The organism is Leucobacter sp. PH1c, from assembly GCF_000633415.1.
In the GTDB taxonomy this organism is placed as follows: domain Bacteria; phylum Actinomycetota; class Actinomycetes; order Actinomycetales; family Microbacteriaceae; genus Leucobacter.
Window position 1 is genome coordinate 20,445 of record NZ_AYMV01000019.1, and the last position, 18,698, is coordinate 39,142.

Consider the following 18,698-nt stretch of genomic DNA (forward strand, 5'->3'; position numbering starts at 1 on the left):
GGGGAGCGGGATCTGGCAGGATCGATGGCGTGAAAACCGACGCCGCTCAGCCGAGCACCCGCCTCCGCCTCGACCTTGCCTACGACGGCACGGATTTCTCGGGGTGGGCCGCGCAGCCGGGGCTGCGCACGGTGCAGGGCGAGCTCGAGGCAGCGCTCGCGGTGCTGCTGCGCGCGGGGGAGCCGCGGCTCACCGTGGGCGGGCGCACGGACGCGGGCGTGCACGCCCGCGGGCAGGTGGCCCACCTCGACGTCACGGCGGCGCAGCTCGAGAAGTGGGGCGGACGCGGCGATGCGGCAGCGGACGGCCCCGAGGCGGCCCGGCTGCGCGCGCGGAAGCTCAACGGCGTGCTGAAGCGCAGCGCCCCGGACATCGCCGTGCACAGCGTTCGGGTGGCCCCCGCCGCGTTCGATGCGCGATTCGGCGCACTGCGCCGCCGGTACGAGTACCGCCTCCGCGGCGCCGATGCCCGGCGCGATCCGCTCACGGCGCGCTTCACGGCGGACGTGGCGTCTCCGCTCGAACTCGACCGGATGCAGCACGCGGCCGACGAGCTGCTCGGGCTGAACGACTTCACGACCTTCTGCAAAGCCCGGGAGGGGGCCACCGCGGTGCGCGATCTGCTGTGCTTCGAGTGGCGCCGCACGGAGGATGGCGCGCTGGCGGCGCGGATCGAGGCCGACGCGTTCTGCCACTCGATGGTGCGCGCCCTCGTCGGCGCCGTCGTTGCCGTGGGCAGCGGCCGCATCACGGAGGGGGAGCTCATCGCCCTCCGCGACGCCCGGGAACGGAGCAGCCGCTTCACGGTGATGCCCGCGCACGGGCTCTCGCTGGAGGAGATCGCGTACCCCGCCGATGACGCGCTGGCGGCCCGCGCCGAGCAGACTCGCGCACGCCGGGATCCGCTCGCCGCGGAGGACTGACCGCCGGTGTGCTAAAGTTGATCCTTGGTGCGCAAGCACCCGATTTGTTGAGCCCTCCATCGCTCGAGCACCCCACGGGGACCGGGCAACGGAGCGGGATTCACGAAACACCTCCAATTCGACAGAAAGCAGCACGATAGTGACTCGCACGTATTCGCCGAAGGCCGCTGAGCAGAAGCACGACTGGCTCGTCATCGACGCCACCGATGTGGTGCTCGGCCGCCTGGCCTCGCACGCGGCAGCCCTGCTCCGCGGCAAGCACAAGACCACGTTCGCTCCCCACATGGACATGGGCGACTACGTCATCGTCATCAACGCCGACAAGGTCGTCCTGACCGCGAACAAGGCCGCGAAGAAGAAGGCGTACCGCCACTCGGGCTACCCGGGCGGCCTCCGCTCGATGAGCTACACCGAGCTCCTCGAGAAGAACCCCGAGCGCGCTGTCGAGAAGGCGATCCGCGGCATGCTCCCGAAGAACTCCCTCGGCGCTGACCAGTTCCGCAAGCTGAAGGTCTACAAGGGTGCCGAGCACCCCCACGCTGCGCAGCAGCCCACCCCGTACACCTTCGGCCAGGTCGCGCAGTAACCGCGGCGCCAACGAGAATTCAGAAGAGAGACTTCACAGTGACTGAAGAGCAGACCGTGGCCCCCGAGAGCTACACCACCGAGACGCCGGCTTCGCAGGCTACCGCCGCGACCCCCCGCCCCGCGCTCACCGTCCCCGGCGCAGCCGTCGGCCGCCGCAAGCAGGCCATCGCCCGCGTGCGCCTCATCCCCGGCTCGGGCACCATGACCGTCAACGGTCGTGAGCTCGCCGAGTACTTCCCGAACAAGCTGCACCAGCAGCTCATCACGGATCCCTTCACCGTCCTCGAGCTCGGTGGCTCGTACGACGTGATCGCCCGCATCGTCGGCGGCGGCCCCTCGGGCCAGGCCGGTGCGCTGCGCCTCGCGATCGCTCGTGCGCTCAACGAGATCGACGCCGAGCACAACCGTCCGACGCTGAAGAAGGCCGGCTTCCTCAGCCGCGACGCGCGGATCAAGGAGCGCAAGAAGGCTGGTCTCAAGAAGGCCCGCAAGGCGCCCCAGTACTCGAAGCGCTAAGTCGGGATTCTTTTCCGATGGGACGCCTTTTTGGCACCGACGGGGTTCGGGGTCTGGCCGGGGTCGATGTGACCGCCGAGCTGGCCCTGAACCTCGCGGACGCTGCGGCTCTCGTTCTCGGGCGTTCTGCCCGGGGCGAGAGCCGTCGTGCTATCGCGGTCATTGCCCGCGATCCCCGGGTCTCGGGAGAGTTCATCTCCGCCGCCGTCGCGGCGGGGCTCGCCTCCGCCGGCGTTGACGTGCTCGACGCGGGCGTCATCCCGACCCCGGCCGCCGCGTATCTCGTTGCGGATACCGGCGCCGACTTCGGTGTGATGGTCTCGGCCTCGCACAACCCGGCCGCCGACAACGGCATCAAGTTCTTCGCCGAGGGCGGGCGCAAGCTCGCCGACGACATCGAGGACGAGATCGAGGCGGCGCTTGACCGCCCGAGCATCGCGGTCACGGGCCGCGAGGTGGGCCGGATCCGCCGCTTCGCGGACGCCGAGGACCGCTACCTCGTCCACCTGCTCGGCACGCTCGAGGGGCAGAGCCTCGAGGGCCTGCACGTCGTGCTCGACTGCGCGCACGGCGCTGCCGCGGGCATCTCGCCCGACGTGTTCTCGGACGCGGGCGCGCAGGTCACCGTGATCGGCAACGATCCCGACGGCTTCAACATCAACGACGGCGTCGGCTCGACCCACCTCGAGCCGCTCATCGCCGCGGTGCGCGAGCACGGCGCCGACCTGGGCATCGCCCACGACGGCGACGCGGATCGCTGCCTCGCGGTGGACGCCGACGGCAACGTCGTCGATGGGGATCGCATCATGGCGATCCTCGCGCTCTCGATGTCGGCGCGCGGCAAGCTCGAGCAGAACACGCTCGTGGCCACCGTGATGTCGAACCTCGGGCTCAAGCTCGCGATGGCCGACAACGGGATCGACGTCGTCGAGACCGGCGTGGGCGACCGCTACGTGCTCGAGGCGATCAATGCGCACGGCTACTCCCTCGGCGGCGAGCAGTCCGGCCACGTGATCATGAGCGAGCACGCGACGACGGGCGACGGGATCCTCACAGGGCTCCACATCGCCGCAGAGCTGAAGCGCACGGGCAAGACCCTCGCCGAGCTGGCGAGCTGCATGACCGTGTACCCGCAGGTGCTCGTCAACGTGCGCGGCGTCGACCGCGCGGGCGTTGCGGGCGACTCCGTGCTGCAGCAGGCCGTGCACCAGGCCGAGCTCGTGCTCGGCGGCCAGGGCCGCGTGCTGCTGCGCCCCTCGGGTACCGAGCCCGTGGTCCGCGTGATGGTCGAGGCCGCGCACGAGGACCAGGCGCAGAAGCTCGCCGACGACCTCGCAGCGATCGTCAAGGAGCGGCTCGCCGTCTAGGCCGCCCGGGCCTCGCTCCCGCAGCTCATGCCCCCACCGTCTCCGCGAGGAGTACGGTGGGGGCATGAGTGCTTTTCAGGGTGTCGCCCGCGCGGTCGCCGGGATCGGGATCGGGGCCGTCGCGGCCGTGCACACGGCGTGGGCGGCCGGATCGACCTGGCCCGCAGGCTCCCGAGCGGAGCTCGCGGAGGCCGTGGTTGGCAACCGGAACGCAATGCCGGATCGGCGCGCGACCGCCGTCGTGGCGGGAGTCGCCGCGATCGCCGCGGTGACTGCGGCGGGCGCGTTCGGCGAGTCCCGCGCGGTCGTGCGCGGCCGTCGCCTCATCGGGGCGGCGCTCCTCGGCCGCGCCGCGCTCGGCGGGGACGTCGCGCTCGCGGCGCTCGGGCTGCCCGCCGCGGGGGAGCGGTTCCGGGAACTCGACTGCCGCTGGTACCGGCCGCTCTGCGCGACGCTCGGCGCCGCCGCACTCTTCGGCGCGCGGGCCTCGCGGCGCGGCGACCGGAACGCGGAGCCGCGGGCTACAGCTTCCTGAGCAGCACCTTCTGCACCCGGTGGTTCGCCTCTTTCCGGAGCATGAGGGTGGCCCGGGCGCGCGTCGGCCGAATGTTCTCGATGAGGTTCGGCTCGTTGATGTTGTTCCAGTACTCGTCGGCGAGCGCCGAGGCGACCTCGTCGTCGATGCCCGCGAAGCGGCGGAAGTGCGAATCGGGGTTCGAGAAGGCCGCTTCGCGGAGGCGCAGGAAGCGATTCCGGTACCACTGGTGGATGTCGGAGGTGCGCGCGTCGACGTACACGGAGAAGTCGAACAGGTCGCTCACGGCGAGCGGGTGCTCCATCGACGCGGGCTGCAGCACGTTCAGGCCCTCGACGATGAGGATGTCGGGCTGCCGCACGATCGTGTGCTCGTCGGGCACGATGTCGTAGAGCAGGTGGCTGTAGTGCGGCACGCGCACCTCGGCGACGCCCGCCTTCACCTGCGAGACGAAACGCAGCAGGGCCCGTCGGTCGTACGACTCGGGGAAGCCCTTGCGGTGGGCGATCCCGCGCCGCTCGAGCTCCGCGTTCGGGTACAGGAAGCCGTCGGTCGTGACGAGCTCTACGTTCGGGGTCTCCGGCCAGCGCGCGAGGAGATCACGGAGGATGCGCGCCACGGTCGACTTGCCGACGGCGACCGAGCCGGCGATCCCGATCACGAAGGGGCTGGGCCGCTCGCCGTTGCGCTGCAGAAAGCCGCGGGTGCGCTGATGCATTTCGCGCGCCGCGATCGCGTACTGGTTGATGAGGCGGCTGAGCGGGCGGTACACCTCGGAGACCTCGGCCATGTCGAGCGGCTCACCGAGGCCGCGGAACGCCTCGACTTCCGCCTCGGTGAGCGGCATCGGGGTCTCCCCGGCGAGGCGGGCCCACTCGTCGCGGCCGATCTCGATGAAGGGGGAGGTGAACTCCGGCCGCACCAGCGCCTGCGTCTCCGTACTCGGCTCCTGCGGGTGGCTCTGACCGCCTCCCGCGTCGGCGATGACGGGGATCGGGCGCGTGGGAGGCATCTGGGGTGCGTGGAACTCGGCCATTATCCACCCATCGTGCCATTAAACTGGTGCGCATGTGTGGAATCGTCGGATATGTCGGCCCAAATGATACGGTCGACGTGCTTATCAACGGACTGCGGCGCCTGGAGTACCGCGGCTACGACTCGGCGGGGATCGCTGTCGTCGACGACGATGGGGATCTGACCGTCCGGAAGCGCTCGGGCAAGCTCGCGCGGCTCGAGGAACTGCTCGCGGACAGCCCCGTGTCGGCCTCGAACACGGGCATCGGACACACCCGCTGGGCGACGCACGGCGGCCCGACGGATGAGAACGCCCACCCCCACCTCGGGGACGGCGGCAAGCTCGCGGTGATCCACAACGGCATCGTCGAGAACTTCGCCGAGCTCCGCGAGGAGCTCCTCGCCGACGGCATCGAGCTGCTGAGCGAGACCGACACTGAAGTGGTGGCGGGCCTCCTCGGCCGCGAGGTCGCCGCGCAGGGCGACCTGGAGGCGGCGTTCCGCACCGTGGTCGGCCGCCTGCACGGTACCTTCACCCTGCTCGCGACGCACCGCGACGAGCCCGGCAAGATCGTGGCGGCCCGCCACCACTCGCCGCTCGTGGTGGGGCTTGGCGACGGTGAGAACTTCCTCGGCTCGGACGTCGCGGCCTTCGTCTCCTCTACCCGCCGCGCCGTCGCGGTCGACGAGGACAACATCGCCGTGATCACCCCCGAGGGCGTGCGCATCACCGACTTCGCCGGAACCGAGGTGGAGTTCGAGGAGTACGAGGTCCAGTGGGACGCCGAGGCCGCGGACAAGGGCGGCTGGTCCTCCTTCATGGCGAAGGAGATCAACGAGCAGCCCGAGGCGATCGCGAACACGATCCGCGGCCGCATCGTCGACGGCCACGTCGAGGTTCCCGAGCTCACCGAGCTCGGCGCAGAGCGTCTGCAGAACGTCGACCGGATCATCATCATCGCCTGCGGCACGGCCTCGTACGCCGGCATGATCGGCGCGTACGCGATCGAGCAGTGGGCGCGCGTGCCCGTCGAGGTGCAGCTCAGCCACGAGTTCCGCTACCGGGACCCCGTGCTCAGCGACCGCACGATGGTCATCTCGGTGAGCCAGTCGGGCGAGACCATGGACACGCTCATGGCGGTCAAGTATGCGATCGAGCGCGGCGTGACCACGGTGTCCGTGTGCAACACGCAGTCGGCCACGATCCCGCGGGAATCGGACGCCGCCGTGTACACGCACGCCGGCCCCGAGGTGGCGGTCGCCTCGACGAAGGCGTTCGTCGCGCAGATCACGGCGCTCTACCTGATCGGCCTGCACCTCGGGAAGGTGCGCGGCACGCTCTCGGCCGAGGCCGAGGCCTCCGCCGTCGCGCAGTTCGAGACGCTCCCGGAGAAGATGGCCGAGGCCGTCGCGACGCACGAGCAGATCGCGCAGCTCGCGCACTGGATGGCCGACACCCGCTCGGTGCTGTTCCTCGGCCGCCACGTGGGCTACCCCGCGGCGCTCGAGGGCGCGCTGAAGCTCAAGGAGATCGCGTACATCCACGCCGAGGGCTTCGCCGCGGGCGAGCTGAAGCACGGACCGATCGCGCTCATCGACCACGGGCAGCCCGTGTTCGTGCTCGTGCCGAGCCCGCGCACCTCCCCGCTCATGCACGCGAAGGTCGTCTCCAACATCCAGGAGATCCGCGCGCGCGGCGCCCGCGTCATCGCGATCGTGGAGACCGGTGACACCGCCGTGCTGCCCTTCGCGGACGACGTGGTGCGGATCCCGCTCTCCGACGCGCTCTTCGACCCGATCCTGCAGGTCGTTCCGCTCCAGTGGTTCGCGCTCGAGCTCTCGACCGCGAAGGGGCTCGACGTGGATCAGCCCCGCAACCTGGCGAAGTCGGTCACGGTCGAGTGATCATCGGCATCGGGGTCGACACCGTCGACATCGCGCGCTTCGAGCGACAGCTCGAGCGCACCCCGGCGCTGCGCGCCCGCCTCTTCACCGAGGCGGAGCGCGCGCTGTCGACCCCGTCGCTCGCCGCGCGCTTCGCGGCCAAGGAAGCACTGATCAAGGCGCTCGGGGGATCCGACGGCGTGAGCTGGCAGGACCTCGAGGTGCAGCGCGGCGAAGACCGGGCCCCGGGCTTCGCGGCCACCCCCGGCCTCACCGCGGCGCTCGCCGCGCGGGGCGCGGACCGCAGCCACCTCTCGCTCACCCACGACGCGGGCATCGCGACCGCGTTCGTGATCGTCGAGCGCGCGGGCAGCACGTCGCCGGCACCGGGCGCCACCGCCCCGCCGGCTCACACCGAGGGAATGAGGGAGAGATGAGATCCGGATCGATGCGCGTCGCGGAGATCTCGCTCCCGGCGATCCGACACAACGTGGGACGGATCCGGGAGCTCACGGGCGGCGCCGTCATCGTCGTCGTGAAGGCGGGCGGCTATGGCCACGGCGCCGCGATCGCGGCGAACGCCGCGCTCGCCGGAGGAGCGGCCCTCATCGGAACCGCGGACCTCGAAGAAGCGCTCGCGCTCCGCGAGGCGGGCGTCGACGGCCCCATCCTCTGCTGGCTGCACGGCGTGCGCGCGGACTTCGGGGCCGCGATCGACGCGGGGATTGAGATCGGCGTCAGCACGGGGGAGCAGCTCGAGCGGCTCGCCGCGGCCGCCGCTGAGCGCGGCGTTCGGGCCACGGCGCAGCTGAAGCTCGACACCGGCCTGAGCCGGAACGGCGCGGCTCCCGACGAGTGGGCCGGGCTCTTCGCCCGGGCGGCCGAGCTCGAGGCCGCGGGGCTCCTCCGCGTCCGCGGCGTATTCAGCCACCTCGCGAACGCGGGCGATGCCGAGGACCGCGCGCAGGCCGCGCGCTTCGACGAGGCGATCGCGCTGCTGCGCGCGGCCGGCGTCGAGCCCGAGCTCATGCACCTCGCCGCGAGCGCGGCGACGCTCTCCTCGCCGCACCTCCACTACAACGCGGTCCGCGTGGGCGTGGCCGCCTACGGGCTCAGCCCCTTCGCCGACAAGACCTCCGCCCAGCTCGGCCTCGTGCCGGCCATGACGCTCCGCTCGGAGATCGTCGCGCTGCGCGGCGTCCCCGCGGGAACCGGCGTCTCGTACGGCTTCAACCACATCTGCGAGGCGGCGACGACGCTGGCGCTCGTCCCGATGGGCTACGCCGACGGGATGCCCCGCGCGCTGAACGGCTCGGGGGCGTGGGTCACCGTCGCGGGCGAGCCGCGCCCCATCGTCGGCCGCATCGGCATGGACCAGTTCATCATCGACGTCGGGCCGCTCGCGGGCCGCCTGAGCCTCGGCGACCCCGTGGTGCTCTTCGGTGATCCCGAGCGCGGCTACCCGCCCGTGGAGATCTGGTCCGGCCTCATGCGCACGATCAACTACGAGATCATCGCGAGCATCGGCCCCCGCGTCATCCGCGAGGCCGTCGACGGCCCGGATCTCGACAGCCCGGATCTCGACAGCCCGGGCGGTGCCGCGTGAGCGCGCGCCCGGCCGCGCAGGTCACGGTGCACCACGTCGCCGACCCGGAGTCGATGCACGAGCTCGGGGTCCGGCTCGGCGCGCTGCTGCGCGCCGGCGACCTGCTGATCCTCACCGGCCCGCTCGGTGCGGGGAAGACCACGCTCACGCGCGGGATCGGCGAGGGCCTCGGCGTGCGCGGCCCCGTGCAGAGCCCGACTTTCGTGCTCGCCCGCACCCACCCCTCGCTCGTCGGGGGTGCCCCGCTCGTGCACGTCGACGCCTACCGGCTCGCGGACGCCGACGAGCTCGACGATCTGGATCTCGACTTCGACGGCTCCGTCGTCGTGGCCGAGTGGGGCGCCGGCCTCGTGGACACGCGCGAGTCCTGGGTGGAGGCCGTCATCGAACGCCCCGTCGGCGAGGACGACGACACCGAGACCGACTGGTCCGAGGCCCCCATCGAGGCGCGCACTGTGACCATCACCTGGACGGGCCCGCGCTGGGCCGAGGAGACGCTGTGATCACGACCGAGGTTCCCGAGCTGGGCGCGCACGTGCTGCTCGCCATCGACACCGCGATCGGCACGACCGTCGCGCTCGGAGCGGACGGCCGGGTGTGGAGCGCCGAGAGCGAGAACCCACGCGGCCACGCCGAGGCGATCGGCGCGCTGCTGCGCGAGGTGTTCGAGACGAGCGGGGTGGCCCCCGAGCGCGTCACGGGCGTCGTCGCCGGCGTCGGGCCCGGGCCGTTCACCGGCCTGCGCGTGGGGATCGCCGCCGCCCAGGCGTTCGCGCTCGGGCGCGGGGCCGCACTGCTCCCCGTCGAGGGGCACGAGGCGGTCGCGCTCACCGAGCTCGAGCGCGGCGCGACGGCGGGCGTGCGCGTCGTTCAGGACGCCAAGCGGCGCGAACTGTTCGTCACCGAGTACTCCGGGCTCGACTGGGCGGGCGTGCCCGTGCGGAGCGCTGGCCCCGGCCTCGTCGCCCGCGCCGACGCCGTGCCCGCGCCGAACGACGTGTGGCCCGAGCGGATCCCGGGCGCCGGTCTCATCCGCGTCGCCGCGCGTCGCCTCGCGGCCGGTCTGCCCTTCACCGACGAGCGCGCGCGCTACCTGCGGGCGCCCGACGTCGCGCAGCCCGGCGCCCCGAAGCGGGTGAGCACGTGAGTGCCGATCCCGAGCTGCCGGCGGGAGCTGCCGATCCCGAGCTGCCTGCGGGAGCTGCCGAGCCCGAGCTCCGCGCCGCGAGCGCGGCCGACCTCGACGCGCTCCACGCGCTTGAGACGCGCCTCTTCGCGAGCGACGCGTGGAGCCGCTCGATGCTCCGCGAGGAACTGACGGGCGAGCTGCGCAGCTACGTCGTGCTCGCGGATCCCGAGACGGGGGCCGTCCTCGGCTACGCCGGCGTGCTCACGGTCGGCACCGAAGCGGACATCCAGACGATCGCCGTCGTCCCCGAACTTCGGGGGCGCGGCCAGGGGCGGCGCCTCATGCGGCAGCTGCTCGCCACGGCCGCCCAGGCCGGTGCGCGCGAGGTGTTCCTCGAGGTGCGCGCCGACAATCCGGTGGCCCGCGGCCTCTACGACTCCCTGGGCTTCGCCGAGATCGGCGTGCGGCCCCGCTACTACCAGCCGGACGGCGTCGACGCGATCGTCATGCGGCACGAACTAAAGGACACCTGATGAGCTCCCGCGAACCCCTCGTCCTCGGCATCGAGACGAGCTGCGACGAGACGGGCGTGGGCATCGTCCGCGGCCGCACGCTGCTCGCGAACGAGATCGCCTCCTCCATGGACGAGCACGCGCGCTTCGGCGGCGTCGTTCCCGAGGTGGCGGCGCGCGCGCACCTCGAAGCGATGACGCCCACAATCGAGCGGGCGCTCGCGACGGCGGACGTGCGCCTCGACGAGCTCGACGCGATCGCCGTGACGAGCGGCCCGGGCCTCGCAGGAGCGCTCATGGTCGGCGTCGCCGCGGCGAAGGCCCTCGCGGTCTCGCTCGGAAAGCCGCTCTACGCGGTGAACCACCTCGTCGGCCACGTCGGCGCCGACCTGCTGCAGGGCGACGGGCTCCGCCCGGTCGTCGGCGCCGTGGGGGAGTTCGAGCTGCCCACGGTGGCGCTCCTCGTCTCTGGCGGCCACACCTCGCTGCTCCTCGTGCGCGATCTGGTGGGCGATGTCGAACTGCTCGGCGAGACGATCGACGACGCGGCGGGGGAGGCCTTCGACAAGGTAGCCCGGCTGCTCGGCCTGCCCTACCCCGGCGGGCCGCAGATCGACCGCGTCGCGGCGGAGGGCGATCCCGCCGCGATCCGTTTCCCCCGCGGGCTCACCCACCCGAAGGACCTCGCGAAGCACCGCTACGACTTCTCGTTCTCCGGGCTCAAGACCTCGGTGGCGCGCTGGGTGGAGAAGCACGCGGCCACGGGGGAGCCGCTCCCCGTCGCGGACGTTGCGGCGAGCTTCCGCGAGGCCGTCGCCGATGTGCTGCTCACGAAGGCCGTCGCCGCATGCGACGACCTGGGCGTGCCGCGCCTGCTCCTCGGCGGCGGCGTGGTGGCGAACGCACGGATCCGTGAGCTCGCCGCTGAGCGCACGGCGCGGGCCGGGATCGAGCTCCGCGTGCCGCCGCTCTCGCTCTGCACCGACAACGGCGCGATGATCGCCTCGCTCGGCGCGCAGCTCGTCGCCGCGGGTCACGCGCCCTCCTCGCTCGATTTCGGGGCGGACTCGACGCTCCCGGTGCAGCAGATTCAGGTGCAGTAGGCGCAATTTGTGCAGAATCTGCCGGTTTTTCGTGCGGGGGCGTTGTTTTTGCGAATCCTGAGTCTAGGCTGAGAACACGGATTCCGGCGGCCCGCCGCCCGGCCAACCGACTGAAGGAGCATCATGTCTGAGAACCTGCCCGGCAACGACCCCCAGCAGCCGCCCGTGCCGCCCCAGGCCCCGCCGCAGGCGCCCGAGGCGCCCGCCGCAGCTCCGGTGCCGCCCGCCGCCGCACCCGTGCCGCCGGCCCAGCCCGCTGCCGCTCCGGTGCCCCCGTACACGCAGGCGCCGCAGGCGCCGCAGGCTCCCCAGGGCTACCCGCAGGGCGCGCCCCAGGGCGGCTACGGCGCCCCCGCGCCGTCGAAGGGCCTCGCGATCGCGGGTCTCGTGCTCGGCATCGTGGGCCTCGTGCTCTCGGTCGTGCTGTTCTTCCTCCCCGGCTTCGGCCCGCTGCTCGGCGTCGTCGGCATCGTGCTGAGCATCGTCGCACTCGTGAAGCGCCAGTCGAAGCCCATGGCGGTCACGGGCATCATCACGGGCGCGCTCGCGATCGTGGTCGGCGTCGTCGTGTGGATCATCCTGCTCGCCGGCTTCGCGCAGCTCGCGGATGACCCGCAGTTCCAGCAGGAGCTGGAGCAGCAGCTGCAGCAGCTCGAGGAGCAGAGCCAGAACTAGCGCTCGCCCGCAGCGACCTCCTCGGGGGAGTGCGCGCGCTTCCTCGGGGGTGCGCGTGCACGCTTCCTCGGAAGTGTGCGCTCACGCTTCCTCGGGCGCGCGCGTGCACGCTTCCTCGGAGAAATCAGAAATCTCGGAGCCTTTCCCGTGAAAGGCTCCGAGATTTCTGATTTCTCCGAGAGTTCTGCGCGGGAGTGAGCGCTCACCCGCGGGCACCGTCTCGCGGCGCGCCCCTAGGTCTCCGTGCGCTCGGCGAGAAGTGCCACGTGCGCGCCCGCGGCGCGCGTGAGGAACAGCGTTCCCCGGTTCGGCCCGCGGAGCTTCAGGCGGGTGCGGAGCGCCGCGGGATCGACGTCGGCGCCGCGCTTCTTGATCTCGAGCGTGCCGATCCCGCGCTCGGCGAGCGCCCGGCGCAGCTCCTTCTCCCGGACGGGCAGTTCCGCGATGATGCGGAACGCCTGCGCGAACGGGGTCGGGGCCAGTCGGTCAGACGTGAGGTAGGCGATCCCGGGGCTCAGCATGCCGGCGCCGAGCTGGCGGGCGAGGAGCCCGATCAGCCGGGCCCGGATCACGGCGCCGTCCGGTTCGTACAGGTAAGCGCCGAGTGGGCGAACGTCGACGTCGAGGGAATCGGCGGGGGCGGCGAGCTCGGACACGCGCTCCCCGCGGATCACGAGGGCGGAGCGCAGCGCCTTCGGCCGGGCGAGCGGCCCGAACCACAGACCCGTCTCGACGAGCTGCCCATCGACGGACACCCACTGCGCCTCCGCGCCGTCGGGGATCAGCTCGCGGTCGAGCCCGGGGCCCAGCTTGATCCCGGTGGGCAGGCGCTCGGCGAGGTCGAACGCGAAGTTGAGCGACGGCGAGTAGTCGTCGGGGGAGGCCACGCGGCGGGTGTCCGAGTGGCCCGCGGTGCGGCGCGCGGGATCGAGGAAGACCCCGTCGGCGTCGGCGGGGCCGAGCTGCTCGGCATCCCCCACCCGCACGTGCGGCGGGGCCAGGCGATGGTGCGCCGCGGCGACGCCGAGATTGTGCTCGGCGATGCGCGCGGTGAACGGATCGAGCTCCACGGCGAGCGGCGTGATGCCCGCGCTCAGCAGCGCCATCGACTCGGTGCCGATGCCGCAGCCGAGGTCGGCGACGCGTGTGCAGCCCGCGTCCCGGAAGCGCGCCGCGTGGCGCAGTGCGACGATGCGCCGCGTGGCCTGCTCGAGCCCCGCAGGGGTGAACAGGAGCGAGCGGGCCATCTCGCCGAGCTTCGCCTGCGCCTTGATCCGGAGCTGCGCCTGCGTCAGCACGGCCGCGGTGTGATCGGCGGCCAGCCCCTCCTTGCGGAGTTGCGCGTTCAGGCGCGCGGCATCAACGCCGCTCGACAGCGCGCCGACGGCGCGGCCGAGCGCGTCGATGCCGGGCGTCGTGAAGAGGACGTCCCAGCCCGGGGGAGTGCGGGGCGCTGCGGGCGGGGGAGAGGAACTGTCGGAAGGCACCGGCTACATGCTCGATCCGGCGGCTGCGACGACCCCGATCCACACGATGAACGCGATCAGGATCGCCCAGAACGCGACCTGGATGTAGCCGAGCACGAGCGCGGTGACCGCGAGCCCGCGGCCGCCCTCGCCGGTGCGGCGGATCTGCGAGAGGCCGAGGTGACCGAGCACGACCGGGACCACGAACGGCGCGACGAACGCGGAGACGAGCGCGAGGATCGACAGGGTGTTCGTCGGCGGGGCCGTGGTCGCCACGGGGACGTACGTGGGCACGGCATACGGCTGACCGGCCGCGGCGTAGGGCTGCGCGGCGCCCGGGTAGGCCGGCTGCTGCGGCGCCTCGGTGCCGGGCTGCTGCTCCGAGTACTGGGGCGCCGAGTACTGCGGAGCGGCGTACTGGGGCGCGGCGTACTGTGGTGCCGCGTACTGCGGCGCCGAGTACTGGGGTGCCGGCTGCTGCGGCGCCGCCGGCGGGGGCACCTGCCCGGGAATGCCGGAGGGATCGTGCTGGCTCATGGGGACCTCTTAGTAGCCGTACCCGTAGTAGCTGTCGCTCATTGCGCCGATCGCGAGCGCGATGAAGCCGATGTACATCACGAAGAAGACGATGAGGAACGCGATCGCGGCGTAGCCGATCACGAGGCCGGTCACGGCGAGGCCGCGGCCCGCGTCACCCGTGCGCTTGATCTGGCTTAGGCCCAGGTGGCCGAACACCACGCCGGCGATCGGGGCGATGAACGCGAGGAGGATCGCGAGCACGGCGTACGTGTTCGTCTGCGCGAGCGTGGTGCCGCGCGGCGCCGCGGGGACGGGAGCGGCGGCCCGGTAGCTCTGCTGCTGCGCGTACGCGGGGGCCTGCTGGCCGTACGCCGGCGACTGCTGGCCGTACGGCGCGGCCGGCTGCGCAGGAGCGGCGGGCTGGCCGGGCGCGGCCGAGTGGCCGGGAGCTGCGGGCTGCGCCACGTGGGTGAGCGGGACGGTCGGCTGCGCTGCGGTGGGCTGAGCGGCCGTGGGCTGCGCTGCGGGGGTGCCGGACTCAGGGGTGCTGGGGGTGGACATGCTGTGCTCCTCGCGACGCGGTTCAAGGCGCGGGATCCGGGTCCAGACCCCCGCCGTGCTCTGGACCCAGTCTACCGCCGCAGTCCCCGGGCGCACATGGATTCGGGCCGTGAATCCGCGGATCACGCGGCCGGACGGCGCGGATCGGACGGCTGCACGCCGAGGGCCGGGCGGGCGGCGGGGCAGAGACGCGCCGCACACGGCCGCGCGTTCGCTTCGAGCGATCCGCTCTATTGGCACTCCCCTTGCACGAGTGCCAACGAGCGGCCTAGACTCTGATAGCAGGACGCGCTCGCATTGGGCGGGCGCGAGAACGTTTCGCACACTGGAAAGAGGTCAACTGTGTCGGTTGCCATCAAGCCGCTCGAGGATCGCATCGTTATCAAGCAGGTCGAGGCTGAGCAGACCACCGCCTCCGGTCTCGTGATCCCCGACAGCGCCAAGGAGAAGCCCCAGGAGGGCGAGGTCGTCGCAGTCGGCCCCGGCCGCGTGTCCGACAACGGCACCCGCATCCCCCTCGACGTCGCCGTGGGCGATGTCGTCATCTACTCGAAGTTCGGCGGCACCGAGGTCAAGGTCTCGGGCGACGACTACCTCGTGCTCTCGGCACGCGACATCCTCGCGGTCGTCACGCGCTAAGCGATCCCGCTCTGCGCTCCGGGGCCGACGCTGTGCGCGTCGGCCCCGGAGTTCTTTTTTGCCTCGACGCCGACAGGAACCCCGTGCCCGTAGTCCCCTCCCGCAGTGAATCCCGCCGCGGTCTGCTCGCCGCGCTCGCCGCCTACACGCTGTGGGGGATCCTGCCGCTGTACTTCGTGCTGCTCGCGGGCATCAACCCCTTCGAGATCGTCGCGTGGCGGATCGTGCTCACGCTCGTGTTCTGCGCGATCCTCATCACCGCGATGCGCCAGTGGGACGAGGTGGCTCGTGTGCTCCGCGACCGCAGGCTGCTCGGGCGCCTCGCGCTCGCCGGCGTCGTGATCTACATCAACTGGCAGACCTACGTGGTCGCCTCGACCTCGGGTCACGTGCTCGACGCCTCGCTCGGGTACTTCATCAACCCGGTCGTGACGATCCTGCTCGCTGTGCTCCTGCTGGGGGAGCGGCTGGGCCTCGTGCAGTGGCTCGCGCTCGGCGCGACCGTGGTCGCGTTCGGCATCATCGCGTTCGGCTACGGCACGTTCCCCTGGGTGGCGCTCGTGCTGGCCCTGTCGTTCGGCTACTACGGTTTCGTGAAGAAAGATGTGGGCGGCCGGGTCTCGGCGCTGCCCGGGCTGTTCGTCGAGACGCTCGTGCTCACGCCGGTCGCACTCGGCATCCTCGGCGTGCTCGGTGCGACGCGCGGGCTCGACGCATTCACCGCCGAGCCCGCGGAACTCGCGCTGCTCGCCTGCGCGGGGATCGCGACCGCCATCCCGCTCCTCCTCTTCGCGGCGAGTGCCCGGCGCATCTCGCTCACGGCGCTCGGCTTCACGCAGTACCTCGCGCCCAGCATCATGTTCGCCCTGGGGTGGCTCGTGCTCGGCGAGCACATCCCCGTGGCGCGGTGGATCGGCTTCGCGGTGGTCTGGGCCGCGCTCCTCGTGCTGTCGGTCGAAACGCTGCGCGGCGCGCGGCGCTCCCGGCACAGCGGACCGGACGGGGACGCGGCGAGCGAGCCCGGCCCCGGGGGCTAGCCTGCCCGGACCCGCGGGCGAGCCTGCCCGGTCCCCGCGTGCGAGCCGGGCCCGGCCCCGCGGCGCGCCCGACCGAGGGTGCAGAGCGGCGGCCGGGCTGCGCGCGTCCGCTAACGTGGGTGGCGAACGGGGCGGAGCCGGCCCCGCCGACGCGCTGAGGAGCCCGATGACGCCGCTGCCAGATTCCTGGGACGAGACCGACCGTCAGATCGCCGCGGTGCTGCAGATCTCGGGCCGCGCGTCGTGGGGCTCGGTCGCGCGGCTGCTCGAACTGCCGGAGCGCACGGTCGCCCGCCGCGGCCAGCGGCTCATCGACCTCGGCGTCATCAAGGTGTCGACCTACCTCGACGCCACGACGGTATACCAGGCGCGCTCGGTCGTCGTGCGCCTGCGCACGGCGGCGGGGGAGGCCCGCGCCGTCGCCGCCGCGATCGCCCGCCGTGCCGACGCGTCCTCGGTCTCGGTGCTCGAGGGCGGGCGGCAGGTCGTTGCGCTCCTCATCCTCGCCGAGCCCGAGCGTGTCGCCGATGTGCTCCTCGACGAGCTCCCCGCGATCCCCGGCGTGCTCGAGTCTGAGGCGATGACGGTGCTCCGGCCGTACCGCTCGGGCTACGACTGGATGATGACGAACACGATCCCGCCGGAGGTGCGCGCGCAGGCGGAGGCGGAGACGCTCGCGGCGCTGCAGGAGGACGCCGAGCCGGTGGCCGATCTGACGGAGCAGGACGAGCGGCTCATCGCGCTCCTCGCGGAGGACGGGCGGATGCCGGCGACGCGGCTCGCCGAGCGGCTCGGCGCGAAGACGGGCGTGGTGCGCCGGCGCGTCGAGCAGCTCATCGCGACGGGCACGCTGCGCGTGCGCGCGGAGGTGCGCCCCGGGGTCTTCGGGCTGCGCGTCGAGGCGATGGTCTGGCTCCGGGTGCCGCCCGGCCGGGTCGACGAGCTGGGGCGTCGCCTCGCCGCGGCGGGGGAGGTGCGGTTCTGCTCGGCGGTGTCGGGGGAGCACCAGATCATGGTCGATGTGCTAGCGCGCGGCGAGGGGGAGCTGCTCGAGTTCCTCTCGGACGTGCTCAGCGAGGTGGAGGGGGCCGGGATCGGCGATCTCTCGCTCGTACTTGCGCCCGTGCGGCGCGGACCGCTGAGCCTGACAAATTAAATAGTCCGCCAATCAATTTCCGACAAAGCGAAAAGTTCGACATCGTAATTTCATAATTTGCAATTCTCGGCCAGTCGTGATGGGATGCTCTCAGTCAACGATTGGTCAACAATGCCCACTTCTTCGCACGCCCCGCTGTTCCGGGATCCGGCCGCCCTCACCGCAGAGCGCGCCCCGATCATCGGCATCACCGTGTGGCGCCGCACGCTCCCCACCTACCTCGGCGAGCGCACCGATCTCTTCACGCTCGGCGTCGAGTACGCGGCGCGCGTGGCCGAGGGCGGCGGCGTCCCGCTGCTCCTCGCCCCCGTGGCCGACGCGCACGTCGCCGCGCTCCTCGACCGGGTCGACGGTCTGCTGCTCTCGGGCGGACAGGACCTCACCCGGGCGCTCCGCGGCCTCGGCCCGAGCGACGCCGAGGCGGGCGACACCGACCCGGAGCGCGACGCCTTCGAGCGCGCGCTGCTGCTCGGGGCGCGCGAGCGCGGGCTTCCCGTCCTCGGCATCTGCCGGGGCCTGCAGCTCACGAACGTGGTCCTCGGCGGCACGCTCATCGAGGATCTGCCGCGCAGCGCGGCGCACCCGGCGCAGGACACCCCCGAGGCCTTCCTCGGCGACCGGCACGAGGTCAGCTTCGCCGAGGGCAGCGCCCTCGCCGCGGTCTACGGCGCCGCGCGGCGCAGCGTGAACACGATCCACCACCAGGCGATCGACGCCGTGGCCCCGGGGCTCGCCGTCACCGCGCACGCCGCGGACGGCGTCGCCGAGGCGGCGGAAGCGCAGGATCCCGCGTGGCCGTTCCTCGGCGTGCAGTGGCACCCCGAGAAGCTGACCGCCCCCGACGAGGTCGCCGACGAGGCGCGCCTCTTCTCCGGTTTCGTCGCCTCGGCCGCGGCGTTCGCGGGCCGCGGCGCCGACGCGCGCCGCTGAGCCCCGGTCCCGAGACTTCCCTCCCACCACCCACGAGAAAGAACAGAATGACGAAGCAGATCTCCCTCACCTTCCCCAGCGGCGCGAAGGCCATCGCCGAGCTGAACCTCGACAACGCCCCGGTCACTGCCCAGACCATCTGGGACGCGCTCGAGCAGCCCGTCGAGGTGCTCGCCGTGCACGCCGCGTTCGCTGGCCCCGAGATCATGACCGGTCTGCCCGAGTCGGCGCAGAACTTCGATCCCGAGTCGATCCCCGTCGAGAACCAGACCTGCTTCCCCGCCGCGGGCGACCTGCTCTGGTACTATCAGGCGCCCAACCAGATGAAGAACATGTCCGAGGATCTCTGGGAGATCGGCGTGTTCTACGGCGACGGCGGCCGCATCTTCGGCCCGCTGGGCTGGACGCCCTGCAACATCTTCGCCTCGATCACCGAGGGTCTCGACGAGTTCGCCGCCGCGTGCGCGAACACCCGCATCGACGGCGCCAAGACCATCACGATCGCTCGCGTGAACTAACGCACCACCCCACCCCTCCG

General features: G+C 72.2%; 22 protein-coding genes. 18 read left to right on the forward strand and 4 right to left on the reverse strand.

Going from position 1 to position 18,698, the window contains the following annotated elements; all coding sequences use genetic code 11:
* The first annotated feature begins 29 nt into the window (after nucleotides 1-29).
* The 5 genes from truA (at nucleotide 30) to U874_RS14740 (ending at nucleotide 3,929) form a co-directional block, all read left to right on the forward strand.
* Complete coding sequence (gene truA / locus U874_RS0106500) at nucleotides 30-923, forward strand: tRNA pseudouridine(38-40) synthase TruA (protein ID WP_025133728.1); 894 nt, start codon at nucleotides 30-32, stop codon at nucleotides 921-923.
* Nucleotides 924-1,062: 139 nt separating this feature from the next.
* Entirely contained in the window at nucleotides 1,063-1,509 is a 447-nt protein-coding gene (gene rplM, locus U874_RS0106505; RefSeq protein ID WP_025133729.1) for a 50S ribosomal protein L13, read from the forward strand.
* A 38-nt stretch (nucleotides 1,510-1,547) separates the two neighbouring features.
* On the forward strand, nucleotides 1,548-2,027 hold the full coding sequence (gene rpsI / locus U874_RS0106510) for a 30S ribosomal protein S9 (protein WP_029987816.1): 480 nt from the start codon (nucleotides 1,548-1,550) through the stop codon (nucleotides 2,025-2,027).
* A gap of 17 nt (nucleotides 2,028-2,044) precedes the next feature.
* Nucleotides 2,045-3,394, forward strand: a complete 1,350-nt coding sequence (glmM, locus tag U874_RS0106515) for a phosphoglucosamine mutase (protein ID WP_025133731.1) — start codon at nucleotides 2,045-2,047, stop codon at nucleotides 3,392-3,394.
* 64 nt (nucleotides 3,395-3,458) lie between these two features.
* Nucleotides 3,459-3,929, forward strand: a complete 471-nt coding sequence (locus tag U874_RS14740; protein ID WP_025133732.1) for a DUF3995 domain-containing protein — start codon at nucleotides 3,459-3,461, stop codon at nucleotides 3,927-3,929.
* Here the strand turns inward: U874_RS14740 and coaA are convergent.
* A complete protein-coding gene (gene coaA / locus U874_RS0106525) occupies nucleotides 3,916-4,941 on the reverse strand; it encodes a type I pantothenate kinase (RefSeq protein WP_081809921.1) in 1,026 nt (341 codons plus the stop codon). The two genes, U874_RS14740 and coaA, sit on opposite strands and share 14 nt — an antisense overlap.
* Nucleotides 4,942-4,997: 56 nt before the next feature.
* Here coaA and glmS point away from each other — a divergent pair, with 56 nt between their 5' ends.
* The 8 genes from glmS (at nucleotide 4,998) to U874_RS15515 (ending at nucleotide 11,852) form a co-directional block, all read left to right on the forward strand.
* Nucleotides 4,998-6,848: a glutamine--fructose-6-phosphate transaminase (isomerizing) gene (glmS, locus tag U874_RS0106530; RefSeq protein WP_025133734.1), complete on the forward strand. Its 1,851-nt coding sequence runs from the start codon at nucleotides 4,998-5,000 to the stop codon at nucleotides 6,846-6,848.
* The gene (locus U874_RS0106535; protein ID WP_025133735.1) at nucleotides 6,845-7,264 is read left to right on the forward strand and encodes a holo-ACP synthase; all 420 of its coding nucleotides are present in this window, start codon (nucleotides 6,845-6,847) and stop codon (nucleotides 7,262-7,264) included. Before glmS ends, U874_RS0106535 begins: the two co-directional genes overlap by 4 nt.
* On the forward strand, nucleotides 7,261-8,433 hold the full coding sequence (gene alr, locus U874_RS0106540; protein WP_025133736.1) for an alanine racemase: 1,173 nt from the start codon (nucleotides 7,261-7,263) through the stop codon (nucleotides 8,431-8,433). The genes U874_RS0106535 and alr overlap by 4 nt, the downstream gene beginning before the upstream one ends.
* 53 nt (nucleotides 8,434-8,486) lie before the next feature.
* Entirely contained in the window at nucleotides 8,487-8,936 is a 450-nt protein-coding gene (tsaE, locus tag U874_RS0106545; protein WP_051582826.1) for a tRNA (adenosine(37)-N6)-threonylcarbamoyltransferase complex ATPase subunit type 1 TsaE, read from the forward strand.
* Nucleotides 8,933-9,580: a tRNA (adenosine(37)-N6)-threonylcarbamoyltransferase complex dimerization subunit type 1 TsaB gene (tsaB, locus tag U874_RS0106550; protein WP_232755881.1), complete on the forward strand. Its 648-nt coding sequence runs from the start codon at nucleotides 8,933-8,935 to the stop codon at nucleotides 9,578-9,580. Before tsaE ends, tsaB begins: the two co-directional genes overlap by 4 nt.
* On the forward strand, nucleotides 9,577-10,095 hold the full coding sequence (gene rimI / locus U874_RS0106555) for a ribosomal protein S18-alanine N-acetyltransferase (RefSeq protein WP_025133739.1): 519 nt from the start codon (nucleotides 9,577-9,579) through the stop codon (nucleotides 10,093-10,095). The genes tsaB and rimI overlap by 4 nt, the downstream gene beginning before the upstream one ends.
* Nucleotides 10,095-11,177 carry a tRNA (adenosine(37)-N6)-threonylcarbamoyltransferase complex transferase subunit TsaD gene (gene tsaD, locus U874_RS0106560; RefSeq protein WP_025133740.1) on the forward strand — a complete coding sequence of 361 codons (1,083 nt, stop codon included), beginning with the start codon at nucleotides 10,095-10,097 and terminating at the stop codon, nucleotides 11,175-11,177. Before rimI ends, tsaD begins: the two co-directional genes overlap by 1 nt.
* 123 nt (nucleotides 11,178-11,300) lie before the next feature.
* Nucleotides 11,301-11,852, forward strand: a complete 552-nt coding sequence (locus U874_RS15515) for a hypothetical protein (protein WP_025133741.1) — start codon at nucleotides 11,301-11,303, stop codon at nucleotides 11,850-11,852.
* Between the two features lie 233 nt (nucleotides 11,853-12,085).
* Here U874_RS15515 and U874_RS0106570 read toward each other — a convergent pair whose 3' ends face one another.
* The 3 genes from U874_RS0106570 to U874_RS0106580 form a co-directional block, all read right to left on the reverse strand.
* Entirely contained in the window at nucleotides 12,086-13,258 is a 1,173-nt protein-coding gene (locus tag U874_RS0106570) for a class I SAM-dependent methyltransferase (RefSeq protein WP_051582828.1), read from the reverse strand.
* A gap of 84 nt (nucleotides 13,259-13,342) precedes the next feature.
* Entirely contained in the window at nucleotides 13,343-13,855 is a 513-nt protein-coding gene (locus U874_RS15655; RefSeq protein WP_025133743.1) for a DUF4190 domain-containing protein, read from the reverse strand.
* A gap of 9 nt (nucleotides 13,856-13,864) precedes the next feature.
* Nucleotides 13,865-14,398, reverse strand: a complete 534-nt coding sequence (locus tag U874_RS0106580; protein ID WP_025133744.1) for a DUF4190 domain-containing protein — start codon at nucleotides 14,396-14,398, stop codon at nucleotides 13,865-13,867.
* A gap of 342 nt (nucleotides 14,399-14,740) precedes the next feature.
* Between U874_RS0106580 and groES the strand changes: the two genes are divergently transcribed.
* From groES to U874_RS0106605, 5 genes are all read left to right on the forward strand, one after another.
* The gene (gene groES / locus U874_RS0106585) at nucleotides 14,741-15,037 is read left to right on the forward strand and encodes a co-chaperone GroES (RefSeq protein ID WP_025133745.1); all 297 of its coding nucleotides are present in this window, start codon (nucleotides 14,741-14,743) and stop codon (nucleotides 15,035-15,037) included.
* A gap of 83 nt (nucleotides 15,038-15,120) precedes the next feature.
* Nucleotides 15,121-16,074, forward strand: a complete 954-nt coding sequence (gene rarD / locus U874_RS0106590; protein WP_025133746.1) for an EamA family transporter RarD — start codon at nucleotides 15,121-15,123, stop codon at nucleotides 16,072-16,074.
* A 166-nt stretch (nucleotides 16,075-16,240) separates the two neighbouring features.
* Nucleotides 16,241-17,230, forward strand: coding sequence for an Lrp/AsnC family transcriptional regulator (locus tag U874_RS0106595; RefSeq protein WP_025133747.1), 990 nt, complete (start codon nucleotides 16,241-16,243; stop codon nucleotides 17,228-17,230).
* A gap of 111 nt (nucleotides 17,231-17,341) precedes the next feature.
* Nucleotides 17,342-18,160: a gamma-glutamyl-gamma-aminobutyrate hydrolase family protein gene (locus U874_RS0106600; RefSeq protein WP_025133748.1), complete on the forward strand. Its 819-nt coding sequence runs from the start codon at nucleotides 17,342-17,344 to the stop codon at nucleotides 18,158-18,160.
* Nucleotides 18,161-18,207: 47 nt separating this feature from the next.
* Nucleotides 18,208-18,678, forward strand: a complete 471-nt coding sequence (locus U874_RS0106605) for a DUF3830 family protein (RefSeq protein WP_025133749.1) — start codon at nucleotides 18,208-18,210, stop codon at nucleotides 18,676-18,678.
* Nucleotides 18,679-18,698: the final 20 nt, after the last annotated feature.